General features: G+C 72.5%; 21 protein-coding genes. 12 read left to right on the top strand and 9 right to left on the bottom strand.

Annotation, left to right across the window (positions count from 1 at the left end; all coding sequences use genetic code 11):
- The first annotated feature begins 97 nt into the window (after positions 1 to 97).
- The 4 genes from OO60_RS08660 (at position 98) to OO60_RS08645 (ending at position 2,376) form a co-directional block, all read left to right on the top strand.
- Positions 98 to 715, top strand: coding sequence for a hypothetical protein (locus OO60_RS08660; RefSeq protein WP_003081601.1), 618 nt, complete (start codon positions 98 to 100; stop codon positions 713 to 715).
- A 27-nt stretch (positions 716 to 742) separates the two neighbouring features.
- Positions 743 to 1,405, top strand: a complete 663-nt coding sequence (locus OO60_RS08655; protein ID WP_003081602.1) for a Crp/Fnr family transcriptional regulator — start codon at positions 743 to 745, stop codon at positions 1,403 to 1,405.
- A gap of 78 nt (positions 1,406 to 1,483) precedes the next feature.
- Positions 1,484 to 1,753, top strand: coding sequence for a hypothetical protein (locus OO60_RS08650; RefSeq protein ID WP_003081603.1), 270 nt, complete (start codon positions 1,484 to 1,486; stop codon positions 1,751 to 1,753).
- Between the two features lie 110 nt (positions 1,754 to 1,863).
- Positions 1,864 to 2,376 carry a hypothetical protein gene (locus OO60_RS08645; RefSeq protein WP_033261224.1) on the top strand — a complete coding sequence of 171 codons (513 nt, stop codon included), beginning with the start codon at positions 1,864 to 1,866 and terminating at the stop codon, positions 2,374 to 2,376.
- Here OO60_RS08645 and OO60_RS08640 read toward each other — a convergent pair.
- Genes OO60_RS08640 through OO60_RS08625 form a run of 4 tightly spaced genes read right to left on the bottom strand, consistent with a single transcriptional unit; the run spans position 2,373 to position 6,006 of the window.
- Positions 2,373 to 3,425: a thiamine-phosphate kinase gene (locus tag OO60_RS08640; protein WP_003081605.1), complete on the bottom strand. Its 1,053-nt coding sequence runs from the start codon at positions 3,423 to 3,425 to the stop codon at positions 2,373 to 2,375. The genes OO60_RS08645 and OO60_RS08640 overlap by 4 nt on opposite strands.
- A complete protein-coding gene (dcd, locus tag OO60_RS08635) occupies positions 3,409 to 4,023 on the bottom strand; it encodes a dCTP deaminase (protein ID WP_003081608.1) in 615 nt (204 codons plus the stop codon). The genes OO60_RS08640 and dcd overlap by 17 nt, the downstream gene beginning before the upstream one ends.
- Entirely contained in the window at positions 4,020 to 4,772 is a 753-nt protein-coding gene (locus OO60_RS08630; protein ID WP_033261156.1) for a hypothetical protein, read from the bottom strand. The genes dcd and OO60_RS08630 overlap by 4 nt, the downstream gene beginning before the upstream one ends.
- Positions 4,773 to 4,788: 16 nt before the next feature.
- Positions 4,789 to 6,006, bottom strand: coding sequence for a helix-turn-helix transcriptional regulator (locus OO60_RS08625; protein WP_003081612.1), 1,218 nt, complete (start codon positions 6,004 to 6,006; stop codon positions 4,789 to 4,791).
- A 345-nt stretch (positions 6,007 to 6,351) separates the two neighbouring features.
- Between OO60_RS08625 and OO60_RS45765 the strand changes: the two genes are divergently transcribed.
- The 4 genes from OO60_RS45765 to OO60_RS08610 all read left to right on the top strand — a co-directional run bounded on the left by OO60_RS45765 (position 6,352) and on the right by OO60_RS08610 (position 10,441).
- Positions 6,352 to 6,675 (top strand): hypothetical protein, encoded by a 324-nt coding sequence (locus OO60_RS45765; protein WP_081911168.1) that lies wholly within the window; start codon positions 6,352 to 6,354, stop codon positions 6,673 to 6,675.
- The gene (locus tag OO60_RS08620; RefSeq protein WP_003081613.1) at positions 6,672 to 7,244 is read left to right on the top strand and encodes a hypothetical protein; all 573 of its coding nucleotides are present in this window, start codon (positions 6,672 to 6,674) and stop codon (positions 7,242 to 7,244) included. Before OO60_RS45765 ends, OO60_RS08620 begins: the two co-directional genes overlap by 4 nt.
- A gap of 93 nt (positions 7,245 to 7,337) precedes the next feature.
- Positions 7,338 to 8,594: a bifunctional glycosyltransferase family 2/GtrA family protein gene (locus OO60_RS08615; protein ID WP_003081615.1), complete on the top strand. Its 1,257-nt coding sequence runs from the start codon at positions 7,338 to 7,340 to the stop codon at positions 8,592 to 8,594.
- Entirely contained in the window at positions 8,594 to 10,441 is a 1,848-nt protein-coding gene (locus OO60_RS08610) for an ArnT family glycosyltransferase (RefSeq protein ID WP_003081617.1), read from the top strand. The genes OO60_RS08615 and OO60_RS08610 overlap by 1 nt, the downstream gene beginning before the upstream one ends.
- Before the next feature lie 26 nt (positions 10,442 to 10,467).
- Here the strand turns inward: OO60_RS08610 and OO60_RS08605 are convergent, their stop codons facing one another.
- Positions 10,468 to 10,896, bottom strand: a complete 429-nt coding sequence (locus OO60_RS08605; protein WP_003081619.1) for a nuclear transport factor 2 family protein — start codon at positions 10,894 to 10,896, stop codon at positions 10,468 to 10,470.
- 85 nt (positions 10,897 to 10,981) lie between these two features.
- Here OO60_RS08605 and OO60_RS08600 point away from each other — a divergent pair, with 85 nt between their 5' ends.
- Positions 10,982 to 11,725, top strand: coding sequence for a hypothetical protein (locus tag OO60_RS08600; RefSeq protein ID WP_003081621.1), 744 nt, complete (start codon positions 10,982 to 10,984; stop codon positions 11,723 to 11,725).
- On the opposite strand, the gene OO60_RS08595 is transcribed toward OO60_RS08600, so the two are convergent.
- Positions 11,713 to 12,447, bottom strand: coding sequence for an AfsR/SARP family transcriptional regulator (locus tag OO60_RS08595; RefSeq protein ID WP_033261155.1), 735 nt, complete (start codon positions 12,445 to 12,447; stop codon positions 11,713 to 11,715). The two genes, OO60_RS08600 and OO60_RS08595, sit on opposite strands and share 13 nt — an antisense overlap.
- 112 nt (positions 12,448 to 12,559) lie before the next feature.
- On the opposite strand from OO60_RS08595, the gene OO60_RS08590 reads away from it, so the two are divergent.
- Entirely contained in the window at positions 12,560 to 13,270 is a 711-nt protein-coding gene (locus tag OO60_RS08590) for a PP2C family protein-serine/threonine phosphatase (protein WP_033261154.1), read from the top strand.
- A gap of 156 nt (positions 13,271 to 13,426) precedes the next feature.
- On the opposite strand, the gene OO60_RS08585 is transcribed toward OO60_RS08590, so the two are convergent.
- Both OO60_RS08585 and OO60_RS08580 read right to left on the bottom strand, forming a co-directional pair.
- Positions 13,427 to 13,906, bottom strand: coding sequence for a DUF2127 domain-containing protein (locus OO60_RS08585; RefSeq protein WP_004560853.1), 480 nt, complete (start codon positions 13,904 to 13,906; stop codon positions 13,427 to 13,429).
- Between the two features lie 82 nt (positions 13,907 to 13,988).
- Positions 13,989 to 16,319: a GH92 family glycosyl hydrolase gene (locus OO60_RS08580; RefSeq protein ID WP_004560854.1), complete on the bottom strand. Its 2,331-nt coding sequence runs from the start codon at positions 16,317 to 16,319 to the stop codon at positions 13,989 to 13,991.
- 117 nt (positions 16,320 to 16,436) lie between these two features.
- On the opposite strand from OO60_RS08580, the gene OO60_RS08575 reads away from it, so the two are divergent.
- Positions 16,437 to 17,231, top strand: a complete 795-nt coding sequence (locus tag OO60_RS08575; RefSeq protein WP_004560855.1) for a MerR family transcriptional regulator — start codon at positions 16,437 to 16,439, stop codon at positions 17,229 to 17,231.
- Positions 17,232 to 18,554, top strand: coding sequence for an erythromycin esterase family protein (locus tag OO60_RS08570; RefSeq protein WP_004560856.1), 1,323 nt, complete (start codon positions 17,232 to 17,234; stop codon positions 18,552 to 18,554).
- Here OO60_RS08570 and OO60_RS08565 read toward each other — a convergent pair.
- On the bottom strand, positions 18,538 to 19,986 hold the full coding sequence (locus OO60_RS08565; protein WP_004560857.1) for an amidohydrolase: 1,449 nt from the start codon (positions 19,984 to 19,986) through the stop codon (positions 18,538 to 18,540). The genes OO60_RS08570 and OO60_RS08565 overlap by 17 nt on opposite strands.
- Positions 19,987 to 19,989: the final 3 nt, after the last annotated feature.

Here is a 19,989-nt window from a genome sequence, read left to right as displayed (position 1 = left end):
AACACCCCATACATCCCGGTTGTTCGCCACACTCCAGCGCCATACAGTCGGCTTGACTGAAACTTCAGTTCCGCCCCTGAAAGGGCAGGTGCGAGCCATGGACATCTCGGCCGACTTACCCCGGCACCGGGCCATCGTAGCGGTCGACATCGAAGCGTCGACCGACCGGACGAACTCGGTGCGTACCCAACTCCGGATCGCCCTCTTCGAGCTGCTCGACGAAGCCCTCGCCGCCGGCGGGATCGGCCGGAAGCACCGGGATCCGTTCGTCGACCGCGGGGATGGGGCGCTCTGCCTCATCCGGCCGCACGACCAGCTTCCCAAGACGCTGCTGCTCACCACGGTCGTGCCCGCGCTGGCCGAACTGCTCGCCGGGCACGCCGGCAGCCGGCCCGAGCTCGCCTTCCGGTTGCGGGTTGCCGTGCACGCCGGTGAGGTGCACCGCGATGCCCGGGCCTCCTACGGGGAAGACGTCGACATCGCGTGCCGGCTGGTCGACTCCCAGGAGCTCCGGCGACGCCTCGGCCAGACCGCCGACTGGCTCGCTTTGGCTGTCTCGCAGGAGATCCACCGCTCGGTCGTGCGGCACGGCTATCCCGGGATCGATCGCAGCGCCTTCACCAGGGCCGTCCACTTCAAGCTCGGTGACGAACGGCTGCGCGGCTGGCTCTACACGCCCGAGACACGAGCACCTCGACAAGGTATGACCGCGTAGCCGAGCCCCCTGGGAAGGTGGCACGCCATGCACGAGGACGGCTTCCGGGCCCTGCTGGGCGAGGACGGCCGCCGGGAACTGGATGCGCTGGCGACCCCGCGGACCTTCCGCCGGGCCGACCTGCTCTGCCGCGAAGGCGATTCGTCGAGAAGCGTTCTGATGCTGCTGTCCGGACGGGTGCGCATCACGAGCGTGACACCCGACGGCCGTGAGGTCGTCCTCGGCGTGCGCGAAGGCGGCGACATCGTCGGCGAGCTGGCCGCGATCGAAGACCGGTCGCGGTCGGCGACCGTCGAGGCGCTCGGGGACGTCAGGGCGCTGGAAGTCCCCGGCAGCACGTTCGTCGAGCTGTGCCGCGGCAACGCGCGGATCGCCTGGGCGCTCGTTGTGGTGCTGAGCGGACGGTTGCGCGGCACCGACCGGCAGTGGCTGGACCTCACCGGCGGATCCTCGATCCGCCGCGTCGCCGCTCAGCTGATGTTGCTCGCCGTGCGGCTCGGGGTGCACCGGAACGGGACGGTCGAGATCGCGATCCCGGCGACCCAGGCGGAACTGGCGATGACCGCGGGACTGTCCCGCGAATCCTGGGCCCGTGCCACGCGGGAACTGCGCCGGACGGGAGTCATCAGCACCGGCCGGATGCGGGTGACGATCCACCGCCCGGCCGAACTTCGGCGGCTGGCGGAGTGAATCCCGCGCTCTGTGCCGGATGACACAGACCCCGGCGCCGCCCGGAGGTTTCCTGGATTCACCGAGGAGGAGGCACCCATGGACCCCAACCCGACCGCACCACGCCACAGCCGCTGGCGCCGCGGCATCTACGCAGCCTGGCTCGTCATCCCGTTCACCGCCTCGCAGGTCTGGGCCCTGCTCGTGCTGCTGCGGCTGGCGCCGCTCGGCGGCCTGCTGGGCCAGGCTTTCGCCGTGACACTGCTCGGGTCCGTCGTCGCGATCTGGGCGGGGTGGCGCTGGACCTGGCAGCTCGGCCGCGACCGGGACCGCCTGCCCGGCCCCGCCAAGACCCGGATCCCGACATGACGCCCGGCCTCGCGATCGTCGCGACCCTCGTGGCCGGCATCGCCGCCGGCCGTTTCTCACGCCACCTCGGCGGGCTTCTCCGCCGACGGCTCACCGGAAGGAACACGCACATGACCAGCACTCCGCGGCCGTCGTTCCCCGCACGGCTCTACCACTGGCGGTGGGAGATCCTGGCGGTGACGCTGCTGCCCTACGTCCTGGTGACGTTCGCGCTGTGGGCGGGCGCGCTGTGGACGTCGGTGCTCCTGGCCGCCGTCCTCGGCGTGGCGGTGCTGCGGCGTCGGCAGCTGCGGACCCGGATCCAGGCGATCCGCCTGCAGCACCGGCTGCGGGCGGTGTTCCCGCTGTTGCGCCTGCCCGGCCGACGCTGTCCGGCGATCCTGTGGAGCCGGCCCCGCGGCGAAGACATCGTCGTGTCGCTGTACGGCCGGGAAGCGTTCGAGGACCTGCACCGCCAGCGCACGGTGCTCGCGCGGGCGTGCTCCGTGCCCGACGTGTACGTCGACCGCCACCCCAGGTTCGCGAGCCTGGTCACCTTGACGATCAGCCCGACGGAGGCACCGCGCGAACTCGGCCGGGCCGTGCTGCCGAGCAACGTGGTGCCGCTGCGGGCGCACAGCTAGGCCACCGGGCCGCCCAGCACGTCGGTGACCAATGTGGACACATCGCCGCCGTGCCACGAACTGGCCGAGAACCGCTCCTGGGCGATCCCTTCCCACGGAGCGGTTCCGGCCGTGAGTCCCCCGTCCGCGGTGAGCACGCCGATTTCCTGCGCACCGATACCTTCTTCGCGCAGGGTCTTCGTGACCACCCGGACGTCCGCCGCGCCGACCGCGACGACCAGGCCCCAGTCACCCCACGTCTGGGCGAGGGTGAACGGGGCGAGGCCGCACTGCCGGGCCACCTCGGCCGGCAGTGCGTCGAGCGTGAACCGGCCCGTGACGGCCGCGCCGAGGCCGTTCGCTTCGCAGAGCGTGCGGACGGTGGCGAACAGCCCGTCGGAAACGTCCATCGCCGCCCGCGCGTACCCGGCCGCGGCGAGCAGCCGGCCCGCCTCGAGCTGGGCCACCGGCCGGCAGGCCCGCCGCCAGACCTCGGCCCGGTCCGGTTCCGGCAGGGCCGCCTGCCCGGTTTCCAGCAGGGCCGCGGCCCAGAGGTAGCCGGGTGAGCCCACCAGCAGGAGGCGGTCCCCGGCGCCGGCTCCGGACCGCCGCAACCGGCTGCCGGGGACGCACCGGCCGACGGCCGTGGCCGTCAGCTGGACGACTTCACCGTCCCGGATGTCCCCGCCGGCGACCTTGGTGCCGTGGGCGGCGCAGCAGTCGTCGACGCCGTCGAGCAGCCGCTCGAACTCCCGCACCGTCGTCGCCTTGGGCAGCGTGTAGTTGACGACGAGCCCCAGCGGTTCGGCGCCGGCCGCCGCCAGGTCGGACAGGTTGATCGTGGCCAGCAGCCAGCCCGCGTGGTAGAGGTCGGGCTCGCGCAGGAGGTTGACCACCGGCGTCGGGCAGCTGTCCGTCGTCGCCACGAGCTCGCTGGGCGTGCTCACCGCGCCCAGCAGCGCGCTGTCGTCGCCGAAGCCCTCCGTCCGGCCGTAGCGGGGCCGCAGGAGGTGTTCCTGGATGCCGCGCTCACCGAGGTCGCCGAGCCGCCGCTCATCGTTGCCGGACATGATCCGCCAATCGGGACGCAACCACCGCGTGGTCACTCGAATAGTTGTGCGGCATGGTGCCGTAGGGCAGCTCGCTCCCGGTGGAAGCGAACAGCATCAGGTTGCAGATGCGGGCGCCGGGGTACAGCAGGACCGGGTGCCGGAGGTGGTTGACGATCTCGAGGGTGAGCACCGCGCCCGTCTCGTGGCCGAACCCGGGGCTGACCTGCCCGCACAGCACGACGCCGATCCCGAGCCGCGCGTAGTCGCTGGTGCCGTCGACGAGCCCGGCCAGTGTCCCGGCCAGGCCGATCTTCTCCAGGGTGGGCGCGAGCACGACCTCGCCCGGCTCGACCGTCAGCCTGCCCTGTCCGTCCGGTTCCTTCGGGACGAGCTCCGGGTGGGTCGAGCGGTCCGCGACGTCGACCGGCCCGGTCGTCACCAGGGTGAACGCCTCGTACCCGAGCCGCAGGCTGAGGGCCGCCGGCCGCACCAGGCCGGCGTCGAACGGATCCACCCTCAGCTCGCCCGTGCCGAGGGCGCGGCGGATGTCCCGGTCGGTCAGCACGCCCGGCCGGGTCCGCTGCCCGCCCCGGCCCGTCGGTTCCACGAAGTTCATGGTGCGACCTCGCTGTCCAGGCTCGCCAGCACGGCCGTCACGAGTTCGTGGAAGCCGGCTGCGGTGAGCTCGGTGTTCGGCTGCTCGTCGCTTTCCCCCGGCTCGCAGTAGACGACCGTGGTGGGGGTCCGCCGGGGCCCCTGGATCACGACCGTCGCGGTCAGCCCCGCGTCGATCGGCCGCACCGTGTGGACGATCTCGGTGTCGCACGTGTAGACGTCGCCGCCTCGCACGTGCGGCACCGCCCGGCGGGCGAGCCGGACCTCGCCGTCGGCGACGAGGGCCGCCGGGTTCGCCGGGTCGGTTCCGTAGCGGTAGCGGCGGAACGGTTTGCCCCGCTCGGCGGTCTCCGCGAACTCGACCGTGTGCAGCCCGGTTCCGGTCAGCACGTGCGAGGCGAAGTCCCACCGGTGGCTGTGCGGGTTGGATTCCCCGCGCGAGGGCCGTTCGCTGCACGGCCAGACGTGGAGGCGGATCCGGAATTCCGGCTCGACGCCGGTGTGCAGGACCAGCTTCGCGAAGCCGTTGGGATGCCAGTACGAACGCTTCGCGATCTCGGCGACCGCCGCGTCGTCGGCGGCGAGGTCCCGCAGCCAGGCCGCGAACGCGCCGCGGGCGGCACGGACGTGCCCGGCCGCCGCGGCGAGCTCGGCCGGTCCGGGCTGGGAACGGGCACCGCGCAAAACCGCCGCGAGCTGTCGCGGGAAGGTGTGGTCGCCGGTGGCGGCCACCATGGGTGTCGTGCTCATCGTGGGTGGCAGTTCTCTATTCTGCGGCTGTGGTCGGGAGGAACGGCGGTGCCGCGAAGGCCAGCGCAGCTGCGCGCAGCGCGGTGACGGCGTCGAGGGTCATCCAGATGGGGAGGTCGCCACTGCCCCAGGCCCACAGGCCGATGCCGGCTTCGTAGCGTTCCCACAGCGAGCTGAGCGCGCGGCTCAGCCGGATCGCCGGCACCTGCGGCGCCTCGGCCAGTGCCTGGACGACCCAGGCCGAGGTGAAGTGCTTGATGTTCACCCGGGTGGCTTCCCGGCCGCCGGGTTGCGGCAGGGCCAGGTCTTCCATGATCCCGTCGTCGGGATGGGTGCGGTTGACGAGCCACTGCGTGGCCACCTCGACAGCCTCCTGGACGTCGGCGCGGTCTTCGCCGGCGCGCAGAAGCGCCCGCAGTGTCACGACGGCCCGGGCGGTGTGCGCCGTCGACGGTTCGGGCGCCACCAGGCGGGGTTCCTTCTTCTCGCCCCAGAGCGGGACGCCGTCGAAGTCGAGCCGGGCGGCGAGGAGGTCGTCGGTCAAGCGCCGGGTCAGCGGGGCGTCCGGGGCGAGCCGGACCGACGTGCGCAACGCGGCGGAGAGCAGGAACGGCCGGGTCCGGCTGTAGTCGTCGAGCGAGCCCTCGAGCCTCGCGAGCCCTTCCTCCGCGGTGAGGATGGTGCTGGTCTGCGACAGGGCGTCGACGACCGCCGACGTCACCTCGGGACGGCGGCCCGCCGACCGGCCCTGCCACCCGAACTCGGTTCGCTTGGCGTACAGGTCGTCGACCACCGGATGTAGGTCGATGTAGGGCTCACCCAACACGACCATGGCGCTGATCCCGTAGGCGGTGGCCAGGGTCGTGTGCTGGCCGCGCTGCTGCAGGTTGTGCCGCCAGCCGACCGCCCGGCCGTTCTCGTCGCGGATCAGCTGCGCGGCCAGGGCTCCCCCGGCGCGCCGGAAGACGTCGAGCAGGGAACCGCCGGTCGTGAGCGCACCGGCCGACGCCGGGCCGGGTGACCGGGCCGCCTCGGCCAGCTCCACCAGCGCGTTCGCCGCGCGGAAGTGGTCGTCGAGCAGCCGGGCGTTCTCCACCGACGGCAGGTAGCGGCCGGTTTCCCACTGGGTCAGGTTCGCCCGGCTCACGCCGACGATCCGGGCCACGTCCGCCTGGGTCTGGCCCGCCGCCTTGCGCAGCCGGCGCAACTCGGCGCCCACCGCTTCGACCGTCACCGTTACCACATCAGTACCTATCGGCCGCGACGCGGTCGACATAGAATGTAGGTAGGCATCCCGCACCTGCCTTACCTACTCAGGTAGGCCAACGTAGGGAGGTGACAATATGTGGACACAGAGCGCACCTTATCTCATCCCCGACGCTTCGCCGGTGCGGACTTCACGCGACTCGCCCGAACGGGTTGTCTCCGCAGCTCGCGGCCCACCCGTTCCGCCGGATAGGTCGCGACCGCGCGCAGCTGGGGCACCACTGAGGGTGCCCGGCGGCCTCCCCGAGCCGCCCGTGGGCGACCCGCGCCGGGTCGGCCTTCCGAGTCCGTGCGTTCTCCCGGGGGTGTCACGATGCCAGACCACAACCTACCTACGGCAGGCCGGCCTGCCTGGTTCGACCGCCTGCTCGACCGCCTCGGCGCCTGGCTGTCCGCCGACGACGAAGACGCCCGCGCGACCGCGCGCGGCTGGGTGGTTCGACGCGGGGCCCGAGGCACCCGCGTCTACCGCGATCCCCGCTGGGACACCGTGCACGCCTGTATCTCCTGCGGCGGCCGCGGGCTCGGCTTCACCGACGGCGCGGCTTGCCCGGCCTGCGCCGGCTCCGGAGTCGTCCGCCGGGCGCCCGCGACCGCCGTCCCGGTCACCGACGGCTGCGAAGGAGCACGGTCATGACCCACGACAACCACGTCCCCGAACTGGCCCGGCAGCTGGCTCCGGTCAAGCGGCCCAACCCGGTGCTGTGGCTCTACCACTGGCGTTACGAGATCCTCGCCGTGACGCTGCTGCCCTACGCCCTGGTCAACCTCGTCCTCTGGCTCGGGCCGGTCTGGACCGCCGTCGCCGTCGTGGTGACGTTCAACTGGCTCTTCTACTGGCGCGCCGCCCGCCGCCACCTGCGCGGCCGGCTGCGCGCGATCGTGGTGCAGCACCGGCTTCGGTCGGCGTTCGCCGGCGCCCGGATCTGCACCGTGGACGGCCGCCGTCCGGCGATCCTGTGGACCCGCCCGGTCGACGGGGACGTCGTGGTCTCGCTGTTCTGCCCGGCGGGCATCGGGTTCGAGCAGATCCACGCCCGGCGCGACGTCCTGGCGGACGCCTGCTTCGCGACCGACGTCTACGTCGACCGCCACCCGAAGTACCGGGCCCTGCTCACGCTGACGATCAGCACCACCGCGATCCGGCGCAAGCCCGGCCGGGCCGCGTCACCGGGTGAGGTCGTGCCGCTGCGCGCGCACAGCTGAGCCCGCCGGTGCCCGGCCGCGGGCCGGGCACCGCACAGGAACCGCACAGAGAGATCACACCGTCACCAAAGCGGCGGCCGCGACCGTAGGGGCATGACAGCCACCGCCTCCGCATCGCGGCCCGGGACCGTCCCGGTCGACCTGGCCGGGCCGCACCCCGTCCTCGACGTCGTCATCCCGGTCTACAACGAAGAGACCGACCTCGAACCGTGCATCCGACGGCTGCACGCCCACTTGGCCGAGCACGTCTCCTACCCGTACCGGATCACCGTCGCCGACAACGCGAGCACCGATGCGACGCTGCAGGTGGCCGAGCGGCTCGCCAGGGAGTTCCCCGAGGTCGCCGTCCGCCACCTCGGTGAGAAGGGGCGCGGCCGCGCGCTCAACGCCGTCTGGCGGGCCTCCGACGCCGCCGTGCTCGCCTACATGGACGTCGACCTCTCCACCGACCTCGCCGCGCTCGGGCCGCTCGTCGCGCCGTTGCTGTCCGGGCACTCAGACCTCGCCATCGGCAGCAGGCTCGCTCGGGGGGCGCGAGTCGTGCGCGGGCCGAAGCGCGAGTTCATCTCCCGCTGCTACAACCTGATCCTCCGCTCGACCCTCGCCGCGAAGTTCAGCGACGCGCAGTGCGGCTTCAAGGCCATCCGCGCCGACGTCGCCCGCGAGCTGCTGCCGCACGTCGTCGACACCGGGTGGTTCTTCGACACCGAACTGCTCGTCCTGGCCCAGCGGGCCGGGCTGCGGATCCACGAGGTGCCGGTCGACTGGGTCGACGACCCGGACTCGTCGGTCAACATCGTCCGGACGGCCACCGAGGACCTCAAGGGCATCGTCCGCGTCACCAAGGCCACGTTCACCGGCGAGATCCCGGTCAGCAGGCTGCGCGAGCAGCTCGGCAGGCAGCCGATCGGTGTCGACGCGCCGGGCGTGCCGCCGCGGCTGGTGACGCAGCTGGTGCGGTTCGCCGCGATCGGCGTCAGCAGCACCCTCGCCTACCTCGTGCTGTTCCTGCTGCTGCGGACGGCCGTCGGCGCGCAGCCGGCGAACTTCGCCGCGCTGCTGGTGACCGCGGTCGGCAACACCGCGCTGAACCGGCGGCTCACGTTCGGCATCCGCGGCCGCACCGGGGCCGGGCGGCACCAGTTCGAAGGGCTGCTCGTGTTCGGCCTCGGGCTCGCGCTCACGAGCGGGTCGCTGGCCTTGCTCAACGGATCCACCACCCCGGGCCTCGTCCTGGAGATCACCGTCCTGGTGCTGGCGAACCTCGCCGCGACGGTGCTCCGGTTCCTGCTCCTGCGCGGCTGGGTGTTCAACCCGCGCCGCCAGGCGACCACCCAGAAGGAGTACTGATGACCGCCGTCCTGCCCGCCCCGGTTTCCGAACCGCGGCACCGCAAGGAGTCCGCCGCGCACGCACCACCGCGCTGGGTCCGCCCGGCCGCGTTCGGGCTGCTGGCCGCGACCGCCGTGCTGTACTTCTGGAACCTGACCGCGTCCGGCTACGGCAACTCCTTCTACGCGGCGGCCGTGCAGTCCGGGACGCAGAGCTGGAAGGCGTGGCTGTTCGGGTCGCTGGACTCCGGCAACGTGCTGACCGTCGACAAGCCGCCCGCGGCTTTGTGGGCCGGCACGGCGTTCGCCCGGATCTTCGGCTTCTCGAGCTTCACCGTGCTGGCCCCGCAGGCGCTGATGGGCGTCGCTTCCGTCGGGATCCTGTACCTGACGGTGAAGCGGACTTCGGGCCCGGTCGCCGGGCTGCTGGCCGGCGCGATGCTGGCCGTGACGCCGGTCGCGGCGCTGATGTTCCGCTTCAACAACCCGGACGCGCTGCTCGTCCTGCTGATGGTGGCCGGCGCCTACTTCGTCGTGCGCGCCACGGAAAAGGCGAGCCCGCGGTGGCTGGCGCTGGCCGGGGTGGCGCTCGGGTTCGGCTTCCTGACGAAGATGCTGCAGGCGTTCCTCGTGCTGCCGGCGTTCGGCCTGGCGTACCTGATCGCGGCGCCGGCATCGCTGGGCAAGCGCCTGCTGCACCTCGGCGGCGCGGTGGTGGCTCTGGTCGTTTCGGCGGGCTGGTTCATCGCCCTGGTGGACCTGTGGCCGATGGCGTCGCGGCCCTACATCGGCGGGTCCGAAGGGGACAGTCTGCTCGAACTCGCGTTGGGCTACAACGGGTTGGGTCGCATCTTCGGCGGCGAAGGCAACGGCGGCGGCATGGGCGGCGGCGGGATGGGCGGCAACACCGGGTTCGGCGGCTCGACGGGGCTGTTCCGGATGTTCGGCGCCAGCTTCGGCACGGAGATTTCGTGGCTGCTGCCGGCCGCGCTGATCGGCCTGGTCGCCGGGCTGTGGTTCACCCGCCGCGCACCGCGGACGGACCGGACCCGGGCGGCGCTGGTGCTGTGGGGCGGCTGGCTGGTCGTCACGGCGGCGGTGTTCAGCTTCATGAGCGGCACGGTGCACCCGTACTACGCGGTCGCGCTGGCCCCGGCGATCGCCGCGCTGGTCGCGATTTCGGGCCGCGCCCTGTGGCAGGGCCGGGCCCACCTCGCGCCGCGGGCCGCGCTGGCCGGGATGGTGGTGGCGACGGCGGTGTGGTCGTTCATCCTGCTGGACCGGACGCCAGAATGGTTCCCGGCGCTGCGCTGGATCGTCGCGGTGCTCGGCGTGCTGGTGGGCACGGTGCTGGTGATGGGCGTGCCCGCGGCGCGCCGGGTGGTCGCCGTCGTGGCGGCCGCGGTGGTCCTGACGATCGGCGTGTCGTCCGCGGCGTACGGCGTCGAGACGGCTTCGGTGGCGCACAGCGGATCGATCCCGACTTCGGGCCCGACGTCGAGTGCCATGGGCGGCTTCGGCGGCGGCCCGGGCGGCGACGACGCCTCGTCGAGCGCGATCGGCAGCCTGCTCGCGAAGACGACGACGAAGTGGGCGGCGGCGACGACGGGTTCGCAGAGCGCGGCGTCCCTGGAGCTGGCCAGCGGCAAGGCGGTGATCGGCATCGGCGGCTGGAGCGGTTCGGACCCGGCGCCGACGCTGGACGAGTTCAAGGCGTACGTGGCCGCGGGTGAGGTCAAGTACTACGTCGAGGGTGGCCGCGGCGGCGGCCCGGGCGGCGGCTCGTCGGAGATCACGGCGTGGGTGACGGCGAACTTCACCGCCACCACGGTCGACGGCCAGACGGTGTACGACCTGCAGGGCTGAAGATCGTGAAGGGGTCGTGGGCTCGCTCACGGCCCCTTCGCGCGCAGGTGGTGGCTGACGTCGCCGACGAGGTCCACCGCCGCCCGGCGTTCGGTGAACCGCCAGTGGCCGGCTTCCCTGGTGAACCGGTCCTCGTACCGGCCGGCCGCGATCGTCTGCAGTGGCAGTCCCGGAACCGCCTGCAGGACCGTGAAGTAGGCGCGGCCCGACGCGACCGGGCCGGACACCTCGAGCGCGATGTTCGTCGTCACGTGCTTGGTGCGCGGGGTCCCGTCTTCGTACACGATCACCGACTCGCGCAGCATCCGCTCGACCTCCGCCGCGCCCCGGACCACGCCGCCGCTGCCTGCGAACGCGCCGGCCGCGAACAACGCGCCCACCCCGGCGAAGTCGCCCGCGTCGACCAGGGCCGCGTAGGAAGCGATCAGGTTCTCCAGCGCGCGGTAGTCGTCCACGGCACGAGCGTACAGAGAAAATATAGGCGGCTTCCGTACCTTGGCGGCGAACGGCGGCAGGGGGCCGCCGCACCAGGGGGTGCACATGGATCGCCGCAGTCTGCTCAAAGCCGGGGCCGCCGTCGCGGCCGGGGTGGCGCTCGCCGCCGCCGGGACTCCGGCCGCGCTCGCCGATTCGGGGCTGCCGCCCGTGCCCGGGATGCTCGGGGACCGGCGCGCCAACGAACTCTGGTACCAGCTCGACGAAATCGCGCTGTACCACCCGGCCCAGGAAGTCATGGACGCCTACACCGCGCTCGGCACGTACTTCCAGCAGAACGCGCCGGAAGGGCTCTACCGGAAATGGCTGGCGCTGAGCCAGGAACCCGGCTACCCCGGGAACTACGCGGAGTTCGCGAAGCCGGTGGAACAGCCGCTGCGCACGCTGTCGAAGCTGCAGCTCGACAACTTCGACCACTTCTACCGCGAGGACGAAAGGGGGCTCCTCAACGCCTTCGCGTACTTCGGGCAGGGCGTGCTCTTCGACCCGCGGCGCGCCGACGTCGAGTCGGAAGTGCACACCATGGACGGGAACCCGCCGAGCAGCTACCACTTCTGGTACGCCGTCCAGCGCGCGCAGCTGCTGCTCGGCATCGACCGGCACCGGTGGGTGCGGATCGCCCCGATGACCGGCTTCGCCTGGGGGCTGCAGTCCATCGCGAAGCCCGACCACCGCCACGTCAACCCGCCCCTGCCGCGCGAGCAGGTGCAGCACGAGGCCCGGTACTGGCTGCGGCGGACCCCCGCCGAGCTCGACCGGGACTTCCGGTCGTCGCCCTACCCGGCCTGACCGTCCAGGACCCGCCGGTACGCCGCCTGCAGTGCCGGGCTCGGCGCCAGCCCGAGCCGCTCGTCGAGCAGCCGGCGGCCGTGGTGGTAGACCGCCACCGCGTCCGCCGGCCGGCCGCTCGCGCCGAGGGCCGTCATGAGCAGGGCCCGCGCGCGTTCTCGCAGCGGGTGTTCCAAGACGAACGCGGTCGCGTCGGGCACCACGCGCAGGTGGTCGCCCGACGCGATCCCGGCTTCGAACCGGGCCTCCAGCACCGCCAGGCGCAGCTCGTCGAACCGCGCCGCCTCGCCCGCCCGCAGCGGTTCGGCGACGTCGGCGAGCACCGGTCCGCGCCACAGCGCCAACGCGGCGCCGAACAGCTCCGCCGCGCGGACCGGACGACCCGCGAGGAGCTCGTCGTGGCCCGCCGAGGCCAGCCGTTCGAACTCCTCGGCGTCGACGGTCCCGCCCGGCGCCAGCAGGTAGCCGCCGCCCGCCCGGACGAGCCGCGCCGGCCGCCCGAGTGCGGTGCGCAGCCGGGACGCGTACGTGCACACCTGCGCGTCTACGGTCGACGGCCGGACGCCCTCCCACAGCAGCGAAACCAGGCGCTCGTCGGACACCACGCGGCCGCGGGCCAGCAGCAGCGCGGCCAGCAGCGTGCGCGGCTTCCGGCCGCCGAGCGCGGCCGGGCGGCCGTCGGCGCGCGACACCGCCAGCGGCCCGAGAATCCGGAACTCCATGCCCCCACCCCGTTCCCACGGTACGCGGACCGGCGCCACCCGCACAGGAAAGTCTCAGCCGCGGCTCAGATTCGGCGCGGATCATGGTGGGCAGAGGGATGAGGAGGCCGCGATGATCACCACCCGTCCGGAATACCCACGCTGGCACACCGCGAGCGCGCAGGGGCCGCGCTCGCTCAACGCCGACGCGGTCGGCGCGTACGCCGCGGCCGGCGGCCCCGGCATCGTCTTCGCGCTCGCCGACGGGGTCGGGGACGATCCGGCCGCCGCGCGGGCCGCCCGGGCCGCCGCCGCGGCCGCCGCGCGGACGCCAGTCCACAAAGGACCGGTCGAGGCCGTGCTCGCCGCGCAGCGGGCGGTCCGGGAGCAGACGCTCGGGGACGCCGTGCTCGTCGTCGCCATGCCGGCCGGGCACGGCGGGTACCGCATCGCCTGGGTGGGTGACGCCCGCGCGTACGCGTGGGACGGCACCACGCTGAGCAGGCTGACCACCGACCACACGCTCGCCGAGTACTTCCGCGCCCGCCACCAGCCGGTGACACCGCGGATGGAGCACGTCGTGACGACCAGTGTCCGCACCGCCGAGGCGCACGAGATCGGCACGGCGGAGACGTCGAGCGCGGGCCTGCTGCTGACCAGCGACGGCGTCCACAAGCCGCTCACCGGCAGCGGCATCCGCGCGGTCCTGGCCCGGCCGGGCACGGGCGCGGCGGAACTGGTGGAAGCCGCGCTCGCCCGCGGCGGCTCGGACAACGCGACCGCCCTCTACGTCGAACCCCTGGAGGTCGACAGCGCCACCGTCCGGTTTCCCGTCGCCGCGTGAACCCTAGGACCACGCCGAAGACGGCCAACCAGCACAATCCCGGAAGCCGGTCTACCGCGGCTGGTCGTGAGTGGTAAGGCGGGTTAGAACCCGCCTTACCACTCACGACCTCAGCCACGGTGGACGGTGACTCGTCTACCCAGGGTCGCTGTTGATCTAGGTCTCGCGCTTGAGCTGCCGGTACTCCCGCAGCACCAGCACGATGATCACCACGTCCAGCGCGGCGAAGAACGGCAGCGCGATCGAGTGGGTGTGCACCGCGCGGAAGATCTCGTACACCACGAACGCGGCCAGGATCACCGCCGCGACCGGGTAGGCGCGGACGATCTTGCGGGCCAGTGCCCACACCAGGCCGAGCTTGATCAGGCCGTGGGCGAGCAGGTACGCCACCGCGAACGTCTTGGTGTCGCCGTGGAGGAAGTTCTCCGTCGCCGACTGCAGGTGGCGTGCCAGCGTGCCCGACGGGTCGCCGAGGAAGTCGCGGGTGATCACCGCGTGGGTGAACCCGCTGACGGCCGCCGCCGGGACGAACGCGAGGACCAGGGCCCCGACGACCTGCAGCGCGCCGTCGAGGCCCTTGATCGCGATCGCGATGCGGAAGAACCGCTCGGTGGCGGTCGTTTTCTGGTCGGGCATGCCCCCAGCTCAGCAGAAACGGCGGGGTACCGCACGGGGGAGGCACCTTTCGTGCCACGTTGTCCGGTACCCCGCCGCCGGGCTACATCGCGGGCGGCGCCGCCTTCGTCCCCCACGCCGTGGGGGTGTCACTCAGGCGGAACTCGATCTTGCCCGCGCGGAGCAGGTCCCCGTGCGAGATCCAGCTCCGGTCGTACCCACGGTGACCGACCTGGACCGCCTTCGGGTACTGCAGCTTCGCCGCGCTCGCGCCCGGTGCCTCGATCTCGATCCGGCGGCCGCCGGCCGGGCGGATCTCGACCTTTTCGAACATCGGCGAGCTCAGCAGGTACGTCCCGGAGCCCGGCTGGGCTTCGAAGACGCCCGTCATGCCGAAGACGAGCCACGACGAGATGGTGCCGAGGTCGTCGTTGCCCGGCATGCCGTACGGCGTGTCGGTGAACAACGTCCGGGCCGCGCGCAGGACCGCCGACGTCTTCCACGGCGCGCCCGTCCAGCTGTACATCCAGGGGGCGTGCAGGTCGGGCTCGTTATTCGGGTTGAACGCGAAGTTGTTGTGGTAGTCGTACGCGCCGTGGACCCACGAGTCCTTGGCCGCCTTCGCCGGGTCGGTGAGCAGCAGCGGCATGTCGAAGAACGTGTCGAGCCGCTTCTCCGCCTGCGCCGGGCCACCCATCAGGGCGAACAGCTTCGCGGTGTCCTGCTGGGCGAGCCACTGGTACTGCCACGGCGTGCCCTCGTGGAAGCCCACCGACTGAGCCGGGTCGGGGTCGCCGACGCCGGTGCCGTCCGCCGCCTTCGTCCGCGGGAAGCCGGTGAAGCCGTGGGAGTCCACGCTCGTGTCCCACAGGTGCGCGAAGTTGCCGCAGCGCGCCCGCAGCGTCGCCGCCTTGTCGCCGTAGCCCAGCCCGGCGGCCATTGTGGACAGTGCACAGTCGGCGAGGGCGTACTCGAGGGTCGCCGACCCGGCCTGGCGCGTGTCGCCGTAGGTGTAGCCCGGCAGGTCCTGGTAGCCGATCCAGCCGTTCTTCACGTACGTCGGGTTGCCGTCGCGGCCGCGGAAGATCGACTGGTCCGCCGGCAGTTCGTTGGCGTTGCGCCACAAGGCGTCGAACAGCTGCCGCGCGGTCCGGTCGTCGAGCAGGCCGCGGCGGTAGTTGTCGACCACCCACGGCGTCACGGGGTCACCGCTCATCACGTTCGTCTCGCCACCGGCCAGCGCCCAGCGCGGGACCCAGCCGCCGTCCTGGTAGATCTTCAGGACCGACTTCGTCATGTCCGCGGCCTTGTCCGGGTGCAGCAACGCGACCAGCTGGTTCTGCGAGCGGTAGGTGTCCCACAGCGAGAACATCTGGTAGTACGTGTCCCGGCTGCGGTGGACGGCGTCGTCGAAGCCGCGGTAGGAACCGTCCACATCGGACCCGACGGACGGGTGCAGGAGCGACCGGTACAGGGCGCTGTAGTAGGTGCGCTGGTCGGCGGTCGTCCCGCCGGCGACGCGCATCCGGTTCAGCTCGTCGCGCCAGGTGTCGTGCGCGGCCGTGCGGGCCTTGTCGAACGACTTCGGCTGCTCGGCCGCGCGGTTCAGGCGGGCGCCGTCGATCGAGGTGTACGACAGCCCGACCGACGCGCCGACCTGGTTCTTCGCGGTGTCGAAGGTGAGCCAGGCGCCGGTGCGCCGGCTGCCGAGCCCGGCGTCACGCTGGTTCGGCGCGAGCTTGTCGTCGGTCCAGGTGCCGAAAGCGGTGAACTTGCGGTCGAACTTGGCGCTGAAGAAGACCTTGTAGCGCTCCTTCTGCGTCTCCCAGCAGAAATTGCCGCCCTGCAGCCAGCCTTCGACGGTGTCGTCCCCGACGACGTGGACATCGCCGGCGTAGGTGTAGCCGTTGCTCTCGCCCACCTCGATGAGGACGTTTTCGCTGGTCGCGCCGCTGGGGAAGGTGTACCGGTGCTGGCCGGTGCGCTGGGTGGCGGTCAGCTCGGCGCCGATGCCGTTGGCGAGCTTGACGCCGTAGAAGCCGGGCTGGCGGGTCTCGTCGGCGTGGCTGAACTTCGCGCCGTACTTAGCGGGATCGCTGCTGGTCACGGCGCCGGTGGTCGGCATGAACCGGAAATTGCCCATGGTCTGGCAGCCGACGCCGGAGAGGTGGGTGTGGCTGAACCCGAGCGTGGTGTCCTGCGCGTAGTCGTAGGACGCGTACTTCTTGAGCTGGGTGTCCGGGCTGAGCTGGACCATCCCGAACGGCGTGGTGGCACCCGGGAAGGTGGTGCCGTCGCCGTTGTTGCCGATCGAGGTGTCGACGAGCGTGGCCGGGTCGTCGGCGAATCTCGGCCCCGCCTCGGCGGGGGTGGCGAGAGCCAGCGTCGTGGCCCCGGCGAGCAGGGTGGCCAGGACGCGCGTACGCGTTCTCATCCGTGTCCTCCTGACAACGTTGTCACATGCACGGTGGGATCTTTTCCGTTGTCCGGTGGACAAATCAAGCCCGGAAAGCCTTGAACCTGACGTGACGTCGGGTTCTACGGTCGAGCCGTGAGCGAGCGCAGGTGGAGCATCGGTGAGCTGGCCGAGGCCGGCGGCGTCACGGTCCGCACGTTGCACCACTACGACCGGATCGGCCTGGTGTCCCCCGGCGAACGGACGCCGGCCGGGCACCGGCGGTACCGCGAGGCGGACGTGCGCCGGCTCTACCGGGTGCGGACCTTGTGCGGGATGGGCCTCTCCCTGGACGAGGTGGCCGTCGTGCTGCGGAACGCGGGCGACGACCCCGGTTCACTGCGGGGCCTGCTGACCGCGCAGCTCGCCGACCTGGAGGCCAGGGCCGCCCGCATCGCGGAGTCGGCCCGGCGGCTGCGGGGCCTGCTCGACCGGCTGGCCGAGGTGGCCATGCCGGAACCGGAACAGTTCCTCGCCGCCCTGGAGCCGATGTCCGTCGACACCGGCCGGTACCTGTCCGCCGATCAGCTCGCGGCGATCACCGGACGGGCCGCGGAGCTGGGCGTCGAGGCGGTCGAAACCCTGAAGACCGAGTGGCTCGGCCTCTTCACGCGGCTCCGGCAGCACCTGCGGGACGGGACCCCGGTCGACGATCCGGCGGTGCAGGACCTGGCCACCCGGTGGCGGGAGACGGCGGCCGCGTTCCACCCCGGCGACCGCCGGTTCGAGGCGGCGACCACGGCGTTGTGGGAGGACAACCGGGCCGGCCTGGGCCGGGAGCTCGACGAGCGCCTCGGCTGGGCCGGCCCGGGCGGTGCCGCCGAAGTCATCGACTACCTGCGCAAGGCCCGCGCCGCGGGTGAAAGCGTTTCCCGAGAAGAGGACGGGTGAATGGACATCGACATCACCGGGTGGCTCCGGGAGAACCTCGTCCGGCTGCGGACGCTCGAGCCGGACGACGCCGGCCACGACGAGCTCGAGCCGTTGCGCGACATCGTCGGCGACGCCCGCGTCGTCGCGATCGGCGAGAGCACGCACCGGGTGCACGAGTTCTACCGGCTGCGCCACCTGGTGACCCGGTTCCTCGTCGAGGAAATGGGGTTCACCGGGTTCGCGATGGAGTCCGGTTTCCCGGAAGGCTGGGCGGTTCACGACTGGGTGCTCGGCGGCGACGGCGACCTGGACCGGCTCCTGCGCACCGGGATCACCTACCACATGGGCAAGTGCGCGGAGATGCGCGACCACCTGGTCTGGATGCGCGAGCACAACCGCACCCACGACCGCAAGGTCCGCTTCTACGGCATGGACCTGCCGGACTCCAGCGCGTCCGCCCGGCCCGGCGTCACGGCCGCGCTGGCGTTCCTGGACGAGGCCGATCCGGCCTACGCCGCGGCGGCCCGCGAAAACCTGCTGCCCCTGTTCGGCTACCTGCCTTCCGACCGGACCGGGCTGGCCTGGGCCGCCCCCGCGATCCACGCGTACCTGGCGCTCGACGCCGCGCACCGCCACGAGCTGACCGCCCGGATCGGCGAGCTGACCGAACGCCTCCACGCCCTGCGCGTCCCTTACTCCACTGTGGACGCTGCCGGAGCCGGCATCGCCCTTCAGTGCGCGGTCACCGCGCGCCACGCCGACGCCTTCCTGGCCGCCATGGCCGCCGCGCCGGGGCGCACCTACCGGGGCGCCAACGTCCGGGACGCGGCGATGGCCGACAACGTCGAATGGATCCTCGGCCGCGAGGAGCGCCTCGTCGTCGGGGCCGCCAACGGGCACCTGCAACGCTGGCCGTACCGCGTGCCCCCGATCATCCACGAGGACCAGGTCATGCTCGGCCAGCACCTGGCCCGCTCGCTCGGCGACCGGATGGTCGTCATCGCGACCACCTACGACGGCGGCCGCGTGTTCGGCCACCGTCCCCTGCCCGACGGGCCACCCGGCCACACCGAGGTGTTCTACGAGGACGTCGCCCCCTGCACCGAGCCGGGCAGCCTCGACGCCCTGCTCGCCGGGGCCGGCGAACCGCTCGCCCTGCTGGACCTGCGCCGCGTCCCGGTCGACGGTGAGGTTGCCCGGGTCTTCGCCGGGATCGACGGCACCCGGAACGGACCGTACAAGCAGCTGGTGAACCCGCTCGTCGCGTTCGACGCCGTCGTGCACGTCGGCAGGGTGACCCCGTGGCACACCTTCGTCGACGGGGTCAGACCTGGTGCGTGACGTGCCCGTCGAGGATCGTCGCCGTCACCGGGAGGGCGCGGAGGTCGGCCGGGGACAGCACCGACGGGTCCGCCGCCGTCACCATCAGGTCCGCGACGTCGCCCACCGCGACGCCGCGGCGGCCGCCCGACGACGCGGCCAGTGCCTCGGCGAACGGGATCGCCTGCTCCGGGTGCCACGGCGGGCGGTCGTCGTCCGTGCGGGCGATCGCCGAGGCCATGCCGTCCCACGGGTCCAGCGGGGCCACCGGGGCGTCCGAGCCGAACTCCAGCCGGGCGCCCGACTCCAGCAGCGCGCGGTACGGGAAGGCCCGCTCCGTGCGCCCGTGCCAGTGGCGGTCCGCGACGTCGCGGTCGTCCGGCTGGTGGGCGGGCTGCACGGCCGCGATGATGCCCAGCGCGGCGAACCGGGGGACGTCGGCCGGGGCCAGCAGCTGGGCGTGCTCGATCCGGCCCGGGCAGCCGACCTGCTCGAACGCGTCCAGCGCGATCGTGTTCGCGTGGTCGCCGATCGCGTGCACCGCGGGCAGCAAGCCGTGGTCGAAGGCCCGCTGCAGCAACGGGATCAGCTCGGCGGGCGGGAGTTCGAGCTGCCCCGGGGAGTCGCTGCCGGGGTACGGGTCGTGGCAGTAGGCCGTGCGGGTGTTGAGGGAACCGTCCACGAAGAGCTTGAACGGCCCCACCGTCAGCAGCCCGCCGGAGTCCGGGAGGACGTCGCCCGTGCGGTGGCCGCGTTCGATGGTCTGGTCCAGCAGGTGCTTGGCGACCACGCACGAGATCCGCGCCGCCGGGGCGCCGCGGCGGGTCCAGTCCGCCACCGTGTCCGCGTACTCGTAGTCGACGATCTGCGTCACGCCCCGGGTGGCCGCCGCGGCCACGGCGTCGGCCACCCACTGGTCCTGGACGTCGATCGCCGCCGTCGGGAGCTGGGCCGTCGCGCTCATGCAGTCGCCCTCCAGCAGGACGCCGGTCGGGTGCTCGCGGCCGATCAGCTTCAGCGCCGCGGGGCTCAGCCACAGCGTGTGCAGGTCCGCGCTGAACAACGCGACCGCACGCCCGGGCAGCGCGCGCTGCAGCAGGTCCTTGTGCGGCTTGTCCGGCCACAGCCCGTCGCGGAACCCGGCGCCCACGACGAGTTCGGTCTGCGGGGCGGGTGTCGCCAGCAGGTGCGCGAGCAGCAGCTCGATGGCCTCCCCCGCCGAGCGCGCCGCGTCCAGGGGGATCCGCCGCCGGAACGTCGCCCACTGCACGAGGTGGACGTGCGCGTCGACCAGGCCCGGCAGCAACGTTCCCCCGTGGCCGTCGACGACCCGCGCCGCAAAACCCGTGGACCCGGGTTCGGTGATCGCGGTGACCCGGCCGTCGTTCACCCGGACGTCCGCGAGGTCGCCACCGAGACCCGGCCGCACGCGGCGCAGCAGGAGATCATCCATGCG

The organism is Amycolatopsis vancoresmycina (genome assembly GCF_000716785.1).
GTDB lineage: Bacteria > Actinomycetota > Actinomycetes > Mycobacteriales > Pseudonocardiaceae > Amycolatopsis > Amycolatopsis vancoresmycina.
The sequence above is the reverse complement of the archived record's forward strand: the minus strand, read 5'-3'. Positions and strand labels throughout refer to the sequence as shown.

Coding starts and splice junctions, on each gene's coding strand:
- OO60_RS08570 (WP_004560856.1), top strand. CDS start 17,232: ATGGACATCGACATCACCGGGTGGCTCCGGGAGAACCTCGTCCGGCTG.
- OO60_RS08615 (WP_003081615.1), top strand. CDS start 7,338: ATGACAGCCACCGCCTCCGCATCGCGGCCCGGGACCGTCCCGGTCGAC.
- OO60_RS08660 (WP_003081601.1), top strand. CDS start 98: ATGGACATCTCGGCCGACTTACCCCGGCACCGGGCCATCGTAGCGGTC.
- OO60_RS08595 (WP_033261155.1), bottom strand. CDS start 12,447: ATGGAGTTCCGGATTCTCGGGCCGCTGGCGGTGTCGCGCGCCGACGGC.
- OO60_RS08640 (WP_003081605.1), bottom strand. CDS start 3,425: ATGTCCGGCAACGATGAGCGGCGGCTCGGCGACCTCGGTGAGCGCGGC.
- OO60_RS08590 (WP_033261154.1), top strand. CDS start 12,560: ATGATCACCACCCGTCCGGAATACCCACGCTGGCACACCGCGAGCGCG.
- OO60_RS08600 (WP_003081621.1), top strand. CDS start 10,982: ATGGATCGCCGCAGTCTGCTCAAAGCCGGGGCCGCCGTCGCGGCCGGG.
- OO60_RS08620 (WP_003081613.1), top strand. CDS start 6,672: ATGACCCACGACAACCACGTCCCCGAACTGGCCCGGCAGCTGGCTCCG.
- OO60_RS08610 (WP_003081617.1), top strand. CDS start 8,594: ATGACCGCCGTCCTGCCCGCCCCGGTTTCCGAACCGCGGCACCGCAAG.
- dcd (WP_003081608.1), bottom strand. CDS start 4,023: ATGAACTTCGTGGAACCGACGGGCCGGGGCGGGCAGCGGACCCGGCCG.
- OO60_RS45765 (WP_081911168.1), top strand. CDS start 6,352: ATGCCAGACCACAACCTACCTACGGCAGGCCGGCCTGCCTGGTTCGAC.
- OO60_RS08655 (WP_003081602.1), top strand. CDS start 743: ATGCACGAGGACGGCTTCCGGGCCCTGCTGGGCGAGGACGGCCGCCGG.
- OO60_RS08585 (WP_004560853.1), bottom strand. CDS start 13,906: ATGCCCGACCAGAAAACGACCGCCACCGAGCGGTTCTTCCGCATCGCG.
- OO60_RS08645 (WP_033261224.1), top strand. CDS start 1,864: ATGACCAGCACTCCGCGGCCGTCGTTCCCCGCACGGCTCTACCACTGG.
- OO60_RS08580 (WP_004560854.1), bottom strand. CDS start 16,319: ATGAGAACGCGTACGCGCGTCCTGGCCACCCTGCTCGCCGGGGCCACG.
- OO60_RS08630 (WP_033261156.1), bottom strand. CDS start 4,772: ATGAGCACGACACCCATGGTGGCCGCCACCGGCGACCACACCTTCCCG.
- OO60_RS08650 (WP_003081603.1), top strand. CDS start 1,484: ATGGACCCCAACCCGACCGCACCACGCCACAGCCGCTGGCGCCGCGGC.
- OO60_RS08565 (WP_004560857.1), bottom strand. CDS start 19,986: ATGGATGATCTCCTGCTGCGCCGCGTGCGGCCGGGTCTCGGTGGCGAC.